Source organism: Aquimarina litoralis, from assembly GCF_039523995.1.
Lineage (GTDB): Bacteria > Bacteroidota > Bacteroidia > Flavobacteriales > Flavobacteriaceae > Aquimarina > Aquimarina litoralis.
In genome coordinates, this window is record NZ_BAAAGE010000001.1 from 1,813,493 (window position 1) to 1,831,577 (window position 18,085).

Here is an 18,085-nt window from a genome sequence, read left to right on the forward strand (position 1 = left end):
CTTAATTTAAACAGATTATGGGAATAGTTTGAGTTAGCGAAAAACAGTTTGCAATCATATTGCAAACTGTTTTTTAACAAATACATGGTATGCAGAAATGATGTTTTCCAACAAAATAATACTTCTATTAATAGTCTTTGCCCTTTTTGTGAGTTGTAGCGATAACGAATTCTTAAAGAAGACTTCACAGGCAAAAACCTTATTCACTTTGGTCTCTGAAGAAAAGACTTCGATAGATTTTAAAAATACAGTTAAACAAGACAGTATTTTTAATTGTATAAAATATACCTATGCTTTTAATGGAGGAGGAGTTGCTATTGGAGATATAAACAATGATCAATTGGACGATATTTATTTTACAGCAAACCAAACTTCTAATAAATTATATATTAACAAAGGAAATTTTGAATTTGAAGATGTCACCATATCAGCTGGTGTAGAAGATACGCAAGGTTGGACTACTGGGGTAGCAATGGTAGATATCAATAATGATGGATGGATGGATATTTATGTGTGTAAATCTGCATCCTTAGATCATAGAGAGCTTCGTAAAAATAAACTTTTTGTTAACCAGCAAGATGGAACCTTTAGAGAAGAAGCTCAATCTTGGGGATTAGATGATGATGGGTTTTCTATACAATCATATTTTTTTGATTATGATAGAGATGGTGATCTCGATATGTATTTGGTAAATCACAGATTTGATTTTAGAAATACATTAAGGATTGAAAAAAAAGAAAATCAAAACTTTTATCCTGAGACTTCAGATCATTTATACAGAAATGATGGGTCATACTTCACAGATGTTACTATTCCATCTAAAATCATTAACAAGGCTTGGGGTTTAAGTGCTTCAATTGGAGATTTTAATAATGATGGTTGGCAAGATATCTATGTGGCCAATGATTATATAGCACCAGATATGATGTATATCAATAACAAAAATGGAACATTTTCTAATCAGATTAATACACGCTTTAAACACATACCATACAACAGTATGGGGTCAGATTATGCTGATATAAATAATGATTTTTTACCTGATCTTGTGGTGTTAGAAATGTCTTCAGAAGATCATATACAAAGTAAGCAGAATATGCCAACGATGAATACAGAAGGGTTTACCAAAATAGTTAATGCTGGGTATCATTACCCTTATATGATTAATGTACTTCAATTAAATAACGGGAACGGTTCTTTTAGTGACATTGGTCAATTAGCTGGTATAGCTAAGACGGATTGGAGTTGGGCTCCATTATTGGCAGATTTTGATAATGATGGGTTTAAAGATCTTATAGTAACTAATGGGATAGAGCGTAATTTTAGTAATCAGGATTATATTAAAAAGGTAAAAGCAAACCTCGATCAGAAAATCGAGATGACCATAATGGAAGTAATTGATATGATACCATCATTCAAGATATCCAACTATTCTTTTAAAAACAATGGAGATTTAACCTTTACAAACAGCACAAAAAATTGGGGGTTAAATCAAAAAATAAACGCAAATGGAATCGCTTATGCAGATTTGGATAATGACGGAGATTTAGATTTGGTAGCAAATAATATGTCGGATAAAGCATCTATCTATAAAAATAATTCAACCGGCAATTATATAAGCTTACGATTAATCGGTAACTCACGAAATAAATTGGCCATTGGATCCAAGGTTAAAATATTTACGAGCGGTGAAATGCAATATCAAGAGTTGTATATGGTACGAGGTTATCAATCGTCTGTATCGAATATTTTAAATTTTGGAATTGGCGAACATAAACTGATTAATAAGATCGAAGTGGTCTGGGATGATGGTAAAGTGTCAGTTTTAAAGAATCTTAAGGCAAATCAAACTTTTACCATTTTTCATAAGGATGCTAATAATCAAAAACCTTCTAAAATAGAGGTCAATAGAAAATTAAAACCAATAGATCCAAAAAGATTAGGGATTGATTTTAAGCACTCGGAAATTGGTTTTAATGATTTTGAGAAACAAGTATTACTTCCTCAAAAATTATCTCAATTAGGTCCGGCGCTTACCGTTGGAGATGTGAATAATGATGGTTTAGACGATTTTTATGTGGGAGGTGCAAGAAATCAAGAAGGGATGTTGTATGTTCAAAATGATAAGTCAGAATTTGAAAAAAGACCCCAAAACGAATTTCTTAAGGATAAAGGTTTTGAGGATCAAGGGGCATTGTTTTTTGACGTAGATCAGGATGAGGATCTAGATCTTTATGTAGCTAGTGGAAGTTACGAATTTGAGGAAAATAGCACTCAATTTCAGGATAGGCTTTATCTAAATGATGGGGCTGGAGTTTTTAAGAAAAGTCAGCAATTACCAACCCTTTTATATAATACTAAAAGTATCGCAAGTGCTGATTTTGATAATGATGGTGATATGGATCTACTTGTAGGAGGACATGCGATTCCTGGAAAATATCCTTTACCATCTAAATCTATATTATATCAAAATAATGGAGGGATACTAACAGATGTGACCACAGATTTAGCTCCTGATTTAGTTCAAATTGGGATTGTAAATGATATATTGTTTTCTGACTTTGATAGTGATGATGATTTAGATATTATGTTAGTTGGAGAATGGATGCCAATCACTATTCTAGAAAATCGTGATGGGAAGTTTTATAAAATAGCGGTTGATGGATTAGAAAATACAACAGGTTGGTGGAATACAATTAAAGAAATGGATCTAGATAATGATGGGAATTTGGATTATTTGGTAGGTAATTTAGGAGATAACAATAAGTTCCATCCTTCTATTGAAAAGCCACTTCATATTTATGGGAATAATTTTGATAATGATGATGCTTACGATATGGTTTTGAGTATGAATTATAAAGGAACTTTAGTACCTCTAAGGGGTAAAGAATGCTCTACACAGCAAAATCCTTTTATTGGAGAAAAAATTACTACCTATAGGGATTTTGCACAATCTACGCTTCAAGATATTTATGGCGACACTTCACTTCAAAATTCTTATCACAAAATGGTATATGAGTTGGGTTCAGGGTATTTAATAAATAACGGAGATGCAACCTTTGATTTTAATAAATTCCCTTCTATTGCACAATTGGGGCCTACATTAGGGTTTGAAATTGATGATTTTAATGATGATGGTATCCTAGATGTTATTGGAGTGGGAGGAATCTATGAAGCTGAGGTAGAGACCATTCGATATGATTCCAATGTAGGATATATTTTAATTGGAAATGAAAATGGCACCCTAGAGTCCTATAAAGATGTGAACTTTTATATAGGAAAAAATTCAAAAAATATTCATCAGATAAAAACTCCTGGAGGTACACTGTTTTTGGTAGGGAATAACGATGATACTTTGTCAATTTTTAAAAAATAAATTCGAAAACTTCAAGAATTAATGAAGGTAAATATATTAACAAATCTGGTAGGTTTATTCTTTTTGACAACCATCTTTTGTGGATGTACAGCGAAAAAACCTTTAGAAGACTCCAAATTGTTTTCAAAATTAGATGCTGAAATTACAGGGATTTCTTTCAAGAATATCTTAACCGAAAATGACTCACTAAATTATTTCACCTATTCTTATTTGTATATGGGAGGAGGTATTGCCACTGGTGATATTAATAATGATGGTTTGGTTGATATTTATTTTACAGGAAATCAGGTATCGAATAAATTATACCTTAATAAGGGTAATCTTCAGTTTGAAGATATTACAGAAAATGCGGGAGTTCAAGGAGACAACCGATGGTATACAGGTGTAACGATGGGAGATGTAAATGGGGATGGTTTTTTAGATATTTACTGTTCTGTTGGAGGTAAGTTTTCACCAAAAGAGAATCAACTTTTTATAAATAACGGAGATAATACATTTACAGAGCAAGCTGCGCAGTACGGAGTAGCAGATGTTGGAAACAGTGTACAAGGAACTTTTTTTGATTATGACAAAGACGGTGACCTAGATTTATACATAGCAAATTATCCTCCTACTAAGTTCAATTCTCCCACATTTGTGTATGTAAATAAGATGAAAAGTGTTTTAGATCATGAGTCCGATCATCTTTATGAGTATGAGAATGGTAGTTTTAAAGATGTCACAAATAAGTCAGGACTCAGAAGTTTTGGGCTTTCGTTAAGTGCGACTATTGGTGATCTTAATAATGATTCTTGGCCTGATATTTATGTATCAAATGATTTTAATTCTCCGGATTACATGTACCTGAATAATCAAGATGGTACATTTAAAGAAGTATTAAAAAAAGCAACATCCCAAACTTCTTTTTATGGTATGGGTGTAGATATAGCGGATTTTAATAATGATGGTCATTTAGATATTTTTCAGGTAGATATGGATGCCCAGAGCAATAGGCGGAAAAAAGCAAATATGGCAAGCATGAATATAGCACTATTTTGGGATGTGGTAAAAGCTGGATTTCATTATCAATATATGCAAAATAGCCTTCAGCTTAATAGCGGTATTATCAAGGACAGTATTCCTTATTTTTCCAATGTTTCCAGAATAACAGGGACTTCGTCGACGGATTGGAGTTGGGGGCCGTTGTTTGCGGATTTTGATAATGATGGTAAGAAAGACCTTTTTATTTCTAACGGTACTAGACGTGAAATTAATAATAACGATTATTTTAATAGCCTGAATAATAGTAAGATTGAGAAGGACTCTTTATTAACATTGAGTCTCAAAATTCCATCAGAGAAAATAGATAATTTTATATATCACAACAAAGGAGATTTAAAATTCGAACAAGTAAATGATGTCTGGGGAATAGAAGACAAAGGTTTTTCTAATGGTGTTGTATATGTAGATTTAGATAATGATGGAGATTTAGAAATAATTACTAATAATATTGATGATACGGCTTCAGTTTTTGAGAATAAAAGTTCTTCAATTCATAACTATATCGCTATAAGTTTTGCTGGAAACTCTAACAATACGTTCGGAGTTGGAAATCGAGTTATTGTAGAGTCCAATGGACAACAACAGATACAAGAACTTACGTTAACTAGAGGGTTTCAATCTTCAGTTGCTCCAAAGATGCATTTTGGAGTGGAAAATGCCAAGAATATTGATAAGATAAAAGTGATATGGACAGATGGAACCACTCAGATATTACATGATGTAAAAGCTAATCAACATATCATTTTAAATCAATCAAAGGCTATTAAAGAGCAATTGTATTCTAATCAAAAACAAGGTTTGTTTAATACCATTTCTAACGATAGCATTTTTCCAAAATATAGGCATCAAGAAAATTATTTTGATGATTTCGAAAAACAAGTCTTATTACCTCATAAAATGTCAACTACTGGTCCAGTGTTAGCGGTAGGAGATATAAATAATGATGGATTAGAAGATTATTTTGTGGGAGGTGCTGCAGGATATTCTGGTGTGGTGTATATTCAAAACGAAGCTGGATTTCAACAATTGAAGATTCCGGCTTTAGAAAAGGATCTATCAAGCGAAGATACTGGAGCAATACTATTTGATGCCGATAGTGATGGAGATAATGATTTATATGTAGTTAGTGGTGGGTATGAGTTTTTACCAGGTTCGGACTTCCTTCAGGATAGATTGTATATCAATGATGGACATGGAGGCTTTATCAAAGATAGATCTACTTTACCACAATTTAAAACTAGTGGTTCCAAGGTATATCAAGCTGATTTCGATAAAGATGGAAAAAAAGATCTTTTTGTTCTGGGGCGACAAGTACCAGGTAAATATCCCAGCCCTGCGAATAGTTATTTATTAAAAAATAATACTCAAAATGGAAAGGTGAAATTTGATTTTTTCTTGGATATGCAAACAGAAGAATTTAAAGAACTAGGTATGGCTACTAGCGCTGTAATAACCGATTACAATAATGATAGTTGGTTAGATATCATAGTAGTTGGAGAATGGATGCCCATACGAGTATTCCATAATACAAAATCTGGATTTAAAGAAGTTTCTGAATCTTTAGGTTTAGGCAAGGATACCACAGGATGGTGGTGGGATATAGCGCAAGGTGATTTTGATAATGATGGTGATATGGATTATGTAGTGGGGAATAATGGCTTGAATTACAAATACAAAGCAAATGAAGAGGAAACATTTGATATATTTTTAAATGATTTTGATAATGATTCAAATCAGGATATTGTGCTCAGTTATTATAACGAAGGTGAGCAATATCCTGTAAGAGGTCGAGAGTGTTCTTCACAACAGATTCCAGGAATTAAGCAAAAATTTAAAGATTATGAAAGTTTTTCCAAGGCTACTCTAAGTGATATTTATACCGAAAAATCGTTATCAAAAGCATTGCATTATCAAGTAAAATCATTTGCAAGTATTTATATAGAAAATCAAGGAAATACTTTTAAGTTACATCAGCTTCCTAATGCTGCTCAGGTATCTAATATTAATAAAATTCTAATCGATGATTTTGATAAAGATAATCACTTAGATGCACTAATAGGAGGTAATTTATATGGTTCAGAGGTAGAAACACCAAGAAACGATGCAGGATTTGGGCTCTTTTTAAAGGGAGACGGTAAAGGTAATTTGAATCCAATAAATACTAAAGAAAGTGGATGGTTTATACCAGGTAATGTTAAGGATATGGGTAAAATTAGAGTCAAAGACAAATCATTTATAATCGTTGCAAAAAACAATGATGATTTCCAATTTGTTCAGATAGGACAAGAGTAGTATAAGAACTGACTTTTCCACATTAATTTAGGGTATCGCTTCAGATTTATAATTTTTTTAAAATATAGAGAATGAATATTAGATCTTTTTCAATTCTTATTTGTTTAGTAATTCAATGGGCAGTAGCACAGGATAATATGAAAACTATTAATCACAAGTATCTTCTTCAACAATATGCGGGTGAATGGATAAATGGCGATATGTTCACCTCTAAAAAACCAAGTAAAAATCCAAATATCAAGATTGTAGTGACTCCAAAACTAAAAGGACTTAGCTATAATGTAGAGGTTTTTAAAAAGGAAAACGATCAATGGTTTCTATTGCTGTCCGAGATTATAAGTTATGATCAAGATACCAATCAGATAGTAGCATTAGGTAGTAATTCAGAGGGAAAAAATTTTGTAGGGAGAGGAGGCTTTTTATCCTATAAAAAATTAATAATGAAGGATCATGATTTTAAAGGAAATTTTGTGCAAGAAGTAAGTTTTAGCTTTGAAGATGATGGAAGATTATTGCTAAAAGGAGATGCACCAGGTACTAAAGATGATTGGGAAGGAGTGTATTTTAAAAAAAAGAATAGAAATAAAAAATTTGGAATTCATCTGGTTTCTGTTGATGAAGAGATGCGTAATGATCCTATAAGGACTCTCGAAAAAATTGGACAAATGGGCTACAGTTATGTAGAGACTCACAGATATAAGGACCGTAAATTCTATGGTTTTACACCAGAAGAGTTCAAGGTGCTTTTAGCAAAAAATGGTCTTACGCTTGGAGGGTCAATGGTGTTTAAGGATCCAGATATAAATAACATGGATCAAACGATGAAATGGTGGGATGAATGTATAAAGGATCAGTTAGCTGCAGGAGTCGAATATATCACCACTACGAATATTAATATAAATATAATAAAGAAAGCAAGTGGGTTAGAGCAATATGCTAATTATTTTAATGCTATTGGAAAAAAGTGTAGAGAAAACGAAATATTGTTCTTATATCATAATCATACAGAAGAATTTCAAAAAATTAAAAATCAGAGGATTTATGATTATTTATTAGAAAATACAGATCCCGAACTAGTGTATTTTCAATCTGATCTTTATTGGATGTATAAAGCGGATGTCAATCCCGTAGCATATTTCAAAAAATTTCTTGGTCGATTTTTAAGCTGGCATGTAAAAGATATCAAAGAATTAGGTGCCAGCGGGAAAATAGATTTTGAACATATATTTAGCTATGCTAAAGTTGCAGGTCTTAGGTATAATACTGTAGAAGTAGAAGATTATGATTACCCTACATTAGTTAGCGCTAAAATGGCTGCAGATTATATGCGCAATAGTAATTTTGTGAAAGCAAATTATTGAGATAATAACACAATTTCTACCCTTTTTTATACATAAATAAGATCTATAACTTTCACTAACGGTCAAGCCGGAAAAAAACAGCAAAAAAGCTTCATTTGTACTAAAAATAATCACATATCTTATAGTATTGATAATTGCAAGAGATTAGTTTTGAGATAAATATAAGTAAAGTGTTAAGTTTTAGATGTTTTCTTATTTGTGTAGTAATTGGTTTATATGAACCCTGAAAACCACATCAAATTAGAGTCTAAGGTTTAATAAGTAACGATTTTAATATTATTATGATGAAAAAACTTACAATCTTATTTGCATCCATCTTTTGTATTTTCATATGGTCGTGTAGTGATGATGATACTATCGTGCAGCAAATAGAACCATCTTTTACAGTGCAACAATCAACCGATGATAGTAGTGTCTATTTTTTCGAAAATACAACCCCAGGAAAAGAGAATTTCTATAATTATTGGCAATTTACTTTAGACGGTCCAAAGTTTGCCGATGCAGTTGGTCCCGTAGAACATAAGTTTTCCGAAGAGGGTTTTAAAAGAGTAGTACTTACTGTTGTAAGTAGAAATGGTTCAGCTTTTACATCTCAAGATTTAACAGTTGCATTACCATTGCCCGATGATACAAGGTTCTTATTTAATCCTGAAAATTTATTGGCAAACGGATATTTGGCCGAAGGAGCCGATGATGATTTTACAAATTGGGGTAAGTTTAATGGTGAAGATAGAATTTCACAAGAATCTTCAGAAGTATTGGTAGGATTTAGATCTGCCAAAGTGGCAAATCCAGTAGATGGAAATCCATGGGAAACACAGTTCGTTTCGGATGCTGCTCCAACAGTTAATGGAGAAGAATATACGGTTTCAGTTTGGGTAAAAGGAGATCCAGGAGTGATTAGATTTTCTACGAATCCTGGAGTAGGAGGAGATCAATATGGACCAGATTATACTGTAACGACAGACTGGGCACAATATTCATGGACCTTTACTGCTAATTCCGATACCACCTTGATTGCACTGGATATGGGAACCACCGAAGCGGAGTTCTTTATTGATGCAATAGAATTAGTATCTGGGAGCGAACCATTGCCGTTACCATCAAACGATAGCGAATTATTAAATGGAGGTTTAGAAGAAGGAGCAGATAATGACTTTACTAATTGGGGTAAATTTAATGGAGAAGATAGATTACTTGAAGAAACAATAGAAGTCTTAGGAGGATCAAGAGGGTTAAAGGTAGTAAACCCAGTAAATGGTAATCCATGGGAAACGCAGTTTGTAAGTGATGCTTTTGATACCGTAAATGGAGATAGTTATACTATTTCGCTTTGGATTAAAGGAGAGAATGCTGCTGTTGTTAGATTTTCTACGAATCCTGGAGTAGGAGGAGATCAATATGGCCCAGATTATACCGCTACGTCAGAATGGACCAAATACTCTTGGATTTTTACAGCTAATTCCGACACCACATTAATTGCATTGGATATGGGTACCACAGAAGGGACATTCTATGTAGATGATATTAAAGTGGTAAAGGATTAGTCCTTTATTCAAAAATGAATATTTAGCATTTAATACCCCAAACAATTAATTTAATTTTTGATAAATGAAAAATTTAAAAATAACGAAACTTCTAGCACTTTTTGTACTACTTGTTATTGCTTCTTGTAGTATTGATGATGGAGAGGTAATATTTAATGGAGGATCACAAACCTTAGTTCAAGCAAGTTTTACCTATACTATTTCGGATACGAATCCGAATTTGATTTTACTTAATAACACGACTCAAGGGCAAGGTGCATTCACCAGTGAATGGGATTTTGGAAACGGAGAAGCTTATGTAATGGATGAACCAGGATTAGAAGAAGTTTCTTTTAGCCAACAAGGCCAATATGAGATAAGACTAATCGTTACGAATAGTGCTGGGTTCACGGTGGCTTCAGAAATTATACGAGTAGATGAAAATGGAGTATGTCCTAATAGTATTTGTGGATCTGTGGATCCTAGTAGTCTAAAAGGATCCGCTGTCGGTTTTTCAATTGGTACAGCAGTAAGAGATAGTAGGTTATCTGGGCAATATAATGAAGTGTTGCAAAGAGATTTTAATAATCTCACTTCAGAATTTCAAATGAAAATGGATGTGATGTATCCAGCTCAAGACAACTATAATTTTGGACCTGCAGATGCCATTGTAAATTATGGAGTAAATAACGGGATTGATATACATGGCCATGCATTAATATGGCATAATTCTACTCCCAACTGGGTGGAGAATTTTAGCGGTACTGATGCGGAGTTTGAAGCGATGATAGAGGATTATATTACTACAGTTTTGGAAAGATATAAAGGTAAAGTAAGATCCTGGGATGTTGTTAATGAAGCTATCGAAGATGGCAGTAATGAGCTTCGTAATAGTGTATTCAGACAGAGAATGGGAGATGATTATATTCAAAAATGCTATCAATTTGCCAGAAATGCAGATCCAGATGTACTCTTATTTTATAATGATTATAACATGGCTTCTGATAGCGGTAAAAGAGCGGCAATGTTTGACATTGTAGATACTCTTAATGCATTAGATCTTATCGATGGCATAGGTGCACAGTTGCATATCTCATATAATGGACCTTCGAGATCAGATATTCAGGCTGTTGTGAATGGTACAGTATCTAGAAATTTGTTGATGCATTTTGCAGAATTAGATATAAGAACGAACCCTGAAGGTGATAATAATGTCACTGCACTTAGTTCTGAAAGAGCAATTGCTCAAAGTGATAAATATAAAGAGCTTGCAGAGATTTATAATGCTATTCCTTTGGCAAATAAATTTGCATTAACTGTTTGGGGATTAAAGGATAATGAATCCTGGTTGCTTGATTTTTGGGGAGTACCAGATTTTCCTTTGCTCTATGACGCAAATTTTGATACTAAACCTGCTTATCAAGGGTTTTTAGAAGGTTTACAGTAAAAGAATAAATGATATATGCAAAAGAGTAAGTCAAAAACTAGGTATTCGATACTTGTAAAAAGAGTACTTAGTTTTTGTTTAAACATTGGTTTAATGATCACTGAAATTATTCTTTCTTAAAGCGTGGGTTTTAATTCTAATTTCACCCTGAAATTTTATAATTGAAGCTTTGGAAAGGAACAAAATCTGGTGTTTCCAAATACCATTTTTATAAGTGAAGGTCAAACTAATTCTGAACTTTGTGAACAAGAGATTTATGGATATTCTAATACAAATGTCGCCCTATTTAATCTTCTCTTTTTATTGAATTTTTTAAAAGGTTTAAAAATCCATTAATCAAGGAATTTTACTTAGCAATTTGCAACATTTTTAGTATTAGAAGATCTATTTGTTTTAGTTATAAAGGTATAATTACTTCTACTTTTATCACCTATTAGATATTGTTGTTTATGATTGTTCCGTATACATCATCTCAGAAACATAAAATAAAGGATTGACCTGAATTAATCTGAATAAAAGTCTATAATTAAACAACCATAATTATGTTAAAAAAAATAAATGTATTCCTATTGTCAGCCACTTTGATTTGGTTTTGCTCATGCAATGAAAAGAGACAAATGGGAATAACAAAATCAGAAACTATAAGTGTCGAAAAAAATCAGGAAGTATCTTTAAAAGATACTTTCAAAGAAGACTTTTTGATAGGAGCAGCATTAAATACAAGTCAAATTAAAGAAATAAATACAAGAGCGTTAAAGGTAATACAAAGAGAGTTTAGTGCTATTACACCAGAAAACGATATGAAATGGGAGCAAATTCATCCAGAACCGGATGCTTATTTCTTTGATGTTGCTGATGCCTACGTGGATTTAGGCCAAAAAGCTGGGATGCATATTGTTGGTCATACTTTGGTTTGGCATAGTCAATTGGCTCCTTGGGTGCATGAAGTAAAAGATAGTACAGATATGGCTGATTATATTGAAAAGCATATTAATACTATAGTAAGTAGATATAAAGGAAAGATTCATTCTTGGGATGTTGTAAATGAAGCATTAAATGAAGATGGAACTCTTAGAGAATCTATTTTTTACAATGTGATGGGAGGTGAAAATTATATTGAACTAGCATTTCGGCTAGCGGCCAAAGCAGATCCAGATGCTAAACTGATTTATAACGATTATAATTTATGGAAACCGGAAAAAAGAAAAGGTGTAATACGTATTGTCCAAAACTTACAAAAGAAAGGTATAAAAATAGATGCTGTAGGCATGCAAGCTCATTGGAGTATAGAAGGTCCATCTATTAAAGATATAGAAGACAGTATTATTGCATACGCAGCATTAGGTGTTGAGGTTATGTTCACCGAATTGGATGTTACGGCACTACCAAATCCTTGGGAACTAAATGGAGCAGCTGTAGAACAAAGCTATGAACGTTATGAAGGAGACCCTAAGTTTAATCCCTATCCAAATGGATTAACATCAGGAGCCAAAGAAAAAATAAATAGCCGATATGAGGATATATTCAAACTCTTTCTAAAGCACAAAGAAAAAATAAGTCGAGTAACTTTTTGGGGAGTTAATGATGGACAATCCTGGCTTAACAATTGGCCTATCAAAGGACGTACCAATTATCCTTTATTATTTGACCGCGAGTTTCAACCAAAATCTTCTTACGAACGCGTAATTGCATTAAAGCAATAATCTTTTAAAGATTTAAAATAACATGAATCTAAACACTCATAAACTATCTATCAAGGAAAAGATTGGCTATTCTCTAGGTGATTTAGCTGCTAATTTAGTATTCCAAACGCTAGTTACATATCTTGCTTATTTCTATACAGATATCTATGGATTAACACCTGAGGATACTGCAATTGTAACACTTACTGTTGGGTTGATAGCAGCATTTGTTTTTAACCCTATCATCGGAGCTATTGCAGATAGAACGCAGAGTAAAATGGGGAAATTCAGACCATGGATTTTATTTACAGCGATCCCTTTAGGTGTTTCTGCACTTCTGGCATTTAGTACACCGGACTTTGAGTATAAAGGAAAAGTTGTTTATGCCGTAATTACCTATAGTTTATTGTTGTTACTTTATGCTGCTAATAATTTACCCTATGCAGCTTTAAGTGGCGTAATTACAGGAGATATGAAAGAACGAAATAGTATGTCTGCATATCGTTTCGTTGCTGTAATGGGAGCCCAGTTTTTTGTGCAAGTATTTATGTACGATCTAATTCTAAAAGCCGGTAATGGAAATAAAGCTGAAGGAATGGAAACCGTAATGACTTATTTGGCAATTATAGGAACCATTATGTTGCTTATTACTTTTTTTACTACCAAAGAGAGAATTGTTCCTACTCCAGAACAAAAATCAACACTAAAAGAAGATATATCTGACCTAATAAAAAATCGTCCATGGATTATTATGCTTGCTCTTACAGTTTTAGTTTTTATAACTTTAGCTATGAAAGGAGGATCCTATGTGTATTATTTTGAAAATTATGTAAATGCAGAAAAGCTAGGTGCCTTTTTAACACCTTTCAAAAGTTTTTTACCAACCTTTGAGAATGAAACTTCTTTTGGACTCGGAGTTTTTAATGGTGGAGGTATATTATTTGGTTTAATTGGTATTATGCTTTCTAAAAGACTTGCGGATAAATATGGTAAGCGTAATGTTTTTGGAATATCCTTATTTATATCAACACTTTTTATACTTGCCTTTTACTTCTTTCCTCCGGAATCTGTTGGTTTAATCTTTGGGACTCAAATACTACATGGATTCTTTTATGGGATTAGTACTCCTATCTTATGGACTATGATTGCAGATGTAGCAGATTTTTCAGAATGGAAAACGAATAGACGGGCTACGGCCATCATTTTTTCGGCAATGATGGTTGGATTAAAAGGAGGGTTGAGTATAGGTAGCGCATTGGTTGCATCAATTCTTGGTGCTTATGACTATAACCCTGAACTGATAACGCAAAGCCCAACAGCAATTCACGGGACTAAAATGCTAGTTAGTATTTATCCTGCGATTCCTTTTTTAATTGGTATTGGGTTATTATTTTTTTATGAAATCAGTAAAAAAATGGAACTCCAAATAGAATCGGAACTTAAACAACGTAGAAACGAATCCTAATTATTTTAATAATGCCAGAAGAAAGTATAGATCATATAGATTTTAAGGATCTAAATAGAAAAGCAATTTCACAACCTCTAGTTTCGCATATGTATACTGCAGATCCCTCTGCACATGTGTTTAACAATAAAATTTATATTTACCCATCCCATGATATAGATGCTGGAGAAGCATTTGATGATCTAGGGAGTCATTTTGCAATGGAAGATTATCATGTGCTTTCAATGGATACGATAGATAGCACAGCAGAGGATCATGGAGTGGCATTGCATGTGGATGATGTTCCTTGGGCAAAATGCCAAATGTGGGCTCCCGATGCTAATGAAAAAGATGGGATGTATTATTTATATTTTCCGGCTAAAGATTATGATGATATTTTTAGAATCGGAGTAGCTACAAGTAAATCTCCTGTAGGCCCATTTATTGCGCAACCAAAACCAATTAAGGGGAGTTTTTCAATTGACCCCGCTGTTTTTAAAGATGATGATGGTAATTACTATATGTATTTTGGTGGAATTTGGGGAGGACAATTGCAACGTTGGCGTACTGGAAAGTTTAATCCAGATCAACCCGAAAGCCCCACGGCATTTCTACCAGAAGATAATGAGCCAGCACTCTTACCATTTGTAGCAAAATTAACAGATGATTTATTAGAATTTTCTGAAAAACCAAAGCCAATTGAAATTCTAGATGAAAATGGAAATTTGCTTTTGGCTGGAGATAATGATAGACGTTTTTTTGAAGCTGCTTGGTTGCACAAATATAATGAAAAGTACTACTTTTCATACTCTACAGGAGATACGCACTTTATTTGTTATGCTGTTGGAGATAATCCTTATGGACCTTTTACGTATGGTGGATGTATTCTTAATCCAGTAGTTGGGTGGACATCACATCATTCTATTTGCGAAGTTGAAGGTAAATGGTATTTGTTTTACCATGATTCGAGTTTATCAAACGGAGTAACACATCTACGTTCTGTGAAAGTTGCTGAAATAACTTATAGAGAAGATGGAAGTATCGAAACTTTAGATCCTTATCGATTATAAATTTTGTAAAGATATAAACACTACAGTCGTCATATAAAAATTCGATGTTTAACCAATTTTAAATGCTTAAGAAAACCTCTTGATTTTTTTCAAGAGGTTTCATTGTTTTTAGACTATTTTAAAAGGATTTAAGGTGTTGAAATGGTTTTATATAACAACGATTTACAAAAATGATGTATAATTTTATCTAAGATAATTTTAGCGGTAAATCAGTTAATCGTTTTCCTGTTAATCTACGAACTGCATTGGCTACTGCGGCGCCAATCGGTCCCATTGGAGGTTCACCTACAGGTAAAGGAATGTCAGCACCTTGAATAAAGTGTATATCAATTTCTTTAGGAGCATGTTTCATCAGAGCCATATCATAAGGGCCATAAATTGTGGGAGTCAATTCTCCATCTTCCAAGGTCATTTTTTCAAACATAGCACCACTCATTCCCATAATGATAGAACCTTCGCACTGGGCTTTCACTTGATCTGGGTTTACAACTACTCCACAATCAAAAGCGCAAGTTACTTTATGAACTTTTATGCTGTTGTCTTCTATAGAGACTTCAACCACATGTGCGGCTGGTGAATTAGCATCAGTAGACGCAGCAAAACCCATGGCGCGACCATTAACCGGTTTGTCATTATACTTACCTTTTTCTGCTGCTAATTTTATAACATCGTATAATCGTTTTTTGTTACCTTCATTGGAGATACTTGCTAAGCGGAAATCAACTGGGTTTTTATCCGCACGAATAGCCATTTCATCTACAAAACTTTCAATCGCAAAAGTATTTGCTAATAGACCTAAACTTCTCCACCAACTAGTAGCGAAAGGCAAGGTAGTATGCCATTGTACTGCTCTATGATTAGGTACTTTATCATACATTATTTGTCCTCCTCTCATAGCTCCTACATCAGTACCAAGAACAGATGTTAGAATTCCCGGCATGATTAAGGCATTGACCGCTACATCACCACTTGCATAGTGATGTTCTAAAGCTTCTAAATAACCATCGTTATTTAGTTTTCCCTTCATTATATGATGTGTAGGTGGACGGAATAGATCGTGTTGAAACTCTTCTTTTCGTGTAAAAATATATTTTACTGGTTTGCCAACTTCCTTGGATAACTGAACAGCCTGTATTGCATGATTGGTGTTTAATCTTCTACCAAATCCTCCACCTAAATAGGTAGGAATAATATTTACTTTTTCGGTATCCACATCAAAAGCTTCGGCGACCACTTTTTGAGTAGCACCAGGCACTTGTGTAGAAAGTATAATTGTAATATCTCCATTATTATAATCAGCAACTGCTCCATTGGGTTCTATTTGAGCATGAGCACCGATAGGACTGGTGAATTCCATAGAGATAACATCACTATCATCTGAATTTAGTGCTGTTCCAGCTTTTTGGGTAATACTTTGATTTCCTCTACCTACTTGTAGCATGTTACGCAAATTTTCTTCTGTATAGCGTTTTTCTATAGTCCAATCTACATTGATTTTGTATTTAGCAGCTAATGCTTGGGCATAAGATTTTGCAATAACTCCTACCCAATCATCCATGAGGACAACCTTAACAACACCAGGCATTTTTTCGGCTTTGGTAGTATCAGCACTTTTAAATTTCGCTCCTACAACACTAGGTCTAATAATAGCTGCATGAAGCATGTCTGGCATTTCAGCATCCAAACCAAAAATAGGATCACCAAAAACTTTAGCATTCAAATCAATACGCTTTACCGGTTTTCCAATGAATTTATAATCTTTCATTGGTTTTAATTCTGGTGTGTCTGGAATATCCCATTCAGTAATATCGTTAGCAGCTTCCGCATAGGTCATTGTTTTTCCGCCTCCAGAAATAATACCTTCTTTAGTAGACAAGGAGGAAACGTCTATACCTAATTTCTTTGCAGCTTCTATTTTTAGCATTTCTCTCATAGTAGCGGATAACTCACGGAGTGGTTGCCATAATCCGCCAACCGATAAGCTCCCGCCAGTACTCATGGCGTCTACAACACCTGTTTTTGTAGCAGCACCAATAACCGTGATCTGGTCAATATTTAGATCCATTTCATCGGCTATCATTTGAGCAAAACTGGTAAAAGAACCTTGCCCCATTTCGACTTTGGGAGAATGAAAAATGACTTTGTTTTCTTTGGTTAGTTCAAACCAAAGATTGGGTTCTGTTCCACTTCCCATATAAGTTGGAGCCATTGTTTCTGCCATTTCTAACATCGAACGACGTAATGGATTTCTAAATACATAGGTGCCAATGGCTAATACACCAAGAGTTCCTAAACCTCCTCTGACTAAAAATTTTCGACGAGAGATTCCTTTCGATTTTTTTTCTTTGTTACTCATAATCGTAATTTTAGCTATTGGAATTGTTTTTTATTTCGGCAGCACGATGGATTGCTTTTCGCATTCTGTAATAAGTAGCGCAACGGCAAACATTTATAATATTTTGATCAATATCATCATCCGTTGGATTTGGTACTTTTTCTAATAATGCTGCGGTCGCCATCATAAATCCTGGTTGACAATAACCGCATTGCGGTACTACTTCTTCAATCCAAGCTTGTTGAACAGGATGTGGATTTTCTGGTGTACCCAGACCTTCTATAGTGGTGATTTTTTTCCCTTCTGCAAATTTAACAGCATATGAACACGAACGCACTTCTTCTCCTTCAACCATAATAGTACATGCTCCACAGGCTGCTTTACCACAACCAAATTTAGTACCTTTTAAATCTAAGATATCTCTTATTACCCATAATAAAGGAGTGTTACCATCTTCTATGTCAACGGTTTGTGAACTGCCGTTAATAGTAAATGCTATTTTCATAAGTAT

General features: G+C 33.7%; 10 protein-coding genes. 8 read left to right on the forward strand and 2 right to left on the reverse strand.

Going from position 1 to position 18,085, the window contains the following annotated elements:
* Positions 1-97 precede the first annotated feature (97 nt).
* From ABD077_RS07280 to ABD077_RS07315, 8 genes are all read left to right on the forward strand, one after another.
* Positions 98-3,376, forward strand: a complete 3,279-nt coding sequence (locus tag ABD077_RS07280; RefSeq protein WP_343911673.1) for a VCBS repeat-containing protein — start codon at positions 98-100, stop codon at positions 3,374-3,376.
* Positions 3,377-3,397: 21 nt separating this feature from the next.
* Positions 3,398-6,709 carry a VCBS repeat-containing protein gene (locus ABD077_RS07285; protein ID WP_343911674.1) on the forward strand — a complete coding sequence of 1,104 codons (3,312 nt, stop codon included), beginning with the start codon at positions 3,398-3,400 and terminating at the stop codon, positions 6,707-6,709.
* Between the two features lie 71 nt (positions 6,710-6,780).
* A complete protein-coding gene (locus ABD077_RS07290; RefSeq protein ID WP_343911675.1) occupies positions 6,781-8,070 on the forward strand; it encodes a sugar phosphate isomerase/epimerase family protein in 1,290 nt (429 codons plus the stop codon).
* 284 nt (positions 8,071-8,354) lie between these two features.
* Positions 8,355-9,617 (forward strand): carbohydrate binding domain-containing protein, encoded by a 1,263-nt coding sequence (locus ABD077_RS07295; RefSeq protein WP_343911676.1) that lies wholly within the window; start codon positions 8,355-8,357, stop codon positions 9,615-9,617.
* A gap of 64 nt (positions 9,618-9,681) precedes the next feature.
* Entirely contained in the window at positions 9,682-11,043 is a 1,362-nt protein-coding gene (locus ABD077_RS07300; RefSeq protein ID WP_343911677.1) for an endo-1,4-beta-xylanase, read from the forward strand.
* Positions 11,044-11,660: 617 nt separating this feature from the next.
* Positions 11,661-12,746 (forward strand): endo-1,4-beta-xylanase, encoded by a 1,086-nt coding sequence (locus ABD077_RS07305; protein WP_343911678.1) that lies wholly within the window; start codon positions 11,661-11,663, stop codon positions 12,744-12,746.
* 22 nt (positions 12,747-12,768) lie between these two features.
* On the forward strand, positions 12,769-14,190 hold the full coding sequence (locus tag ABD077_RS07310) for an MFS transporter (protein ID WP_343911679.1): 1,422 nt from the start codon (positions 12,769-12,771) through the stop codon (positions 14,188-14,190).
* 11 nt (positions 14,191-14,201) lie between these two features.
* Positions 14,202-15,239: a glycoside hydrolase family 43 protein gene (locus ABD077_RS07315; RefSeq protein WP_343911680.1), complete on the forward strand. Its 1,038-nt coding sequence runs from the start codon at positions 14,202-14,204 to the stop codon at positions 15,237-15,239.
* 187 nt (positions 15,240-15,426) lie between these two features.
* Here ABD077_RS07315 and ABD077_RS07320 read toward each other — a convergent pair whose 3' ends face one another.
* Together ABD077_RS07320 and ABD077_RS07325 are read right to left on the reverse strand one after the other, a co-directional pair.
* Positions 15,427-17,595, reverse strand: coding sequence for a xanthine dehydrogenase family protein molybdopterin-binding subunit (locus ABD077_RS07320; protein ID WP_343911681.1), 2,169 nt, complete (start codon positions 17,593-17,595; stop codon positions 15,427-15,429).
* A gap of 10 nt (positions 17,596-17,605) precedes the next feature.
* Positions 17,606-18,079, reverse strand: a complete 474-nt coding sequence (locus tag ABD077_RS07325; protein ID WP_299603350.1) for a (2Fe-2S)-binding protein — start codon at positions 18,077-18,079, stop codon at positions 17,606-17,608.
* Between the last annotated feature and the right edge of the window lie 6 nt (positions 18,080-18,085).

Excerpts from the sequence above, each read along its gene's own strand:
- ABD077_RS07305 (WP_343911678.1), top strand. The coding sequence starts at position 11,661 with ATGGGAATAACAAAATCAGAAACTATAAGTGTCGAAAAAAATCAGGAA.
- ABD077_RS07295 (WP_343911676.1), top strand. The coding sequence starts at position 8,355 with ATGAAAAAACTTACAATCTTATTTGCATCCATCTTTTGTATTTTCATA.
- ABD077_RS07310 (WP_343911679.1), top strand. The coding sequence starts at position 12,769 with ATGAATCTAAACACTCATAAACTATCTATCAAGGAAAAGATTGGCTAT.
- ABD077_RS07315 (WP_343911680.1), top strand. The coding sequence starts at position 14,202 with ATGCCAGAAGAAAGTATAGATCATATAGATTTTAAGGATCTAAATAGA.
- ABD077_RS07280 (WP_343911673.1), top strand. The coding sequence starts at position 98 with ATGATGTTTTCCAACAAAATAATACTTCTATTAATAGTCTTTGCCCTT.
- ABD077_RS07285 (WP_343911674.1), top strand. The coding sequence starts at position 3,398 with ATGAAGGTAAATATATTAACAAATCTGGTAGGTTTATTCTTTTTGACA.
- ABD077_RS07290 (WP_343911675.1), top strand. The coding sequence starts at position 6,781 with ATGAATATTAGATCTTTTTCAATTCTTATTTGTTTAGTAATTCAATGG.
- ABD077_RS07300 (WP_343911677.1), top strand. The coding sequence starts at position 9,682 with ATGAAAAATTTAAAAATAACGAAACTTCTAGCACTTTTTGTACTACTT.
- ABD077_RS07325 (WP_299603350.1), bottom strand. The coding sequence starts at position 18,079 with ATGAAAATAGCATTTACTATTAACGGCAGTTCACAAACCGTTGACATA.
- ABD077_RS07320 (WP_343911681.1), bottom strand. The coding sequence starts at position 17,595 with ATGAGTAACAAAGAAAAAAAATCGAAAGGAATCTCTCGTCGAAAATTT.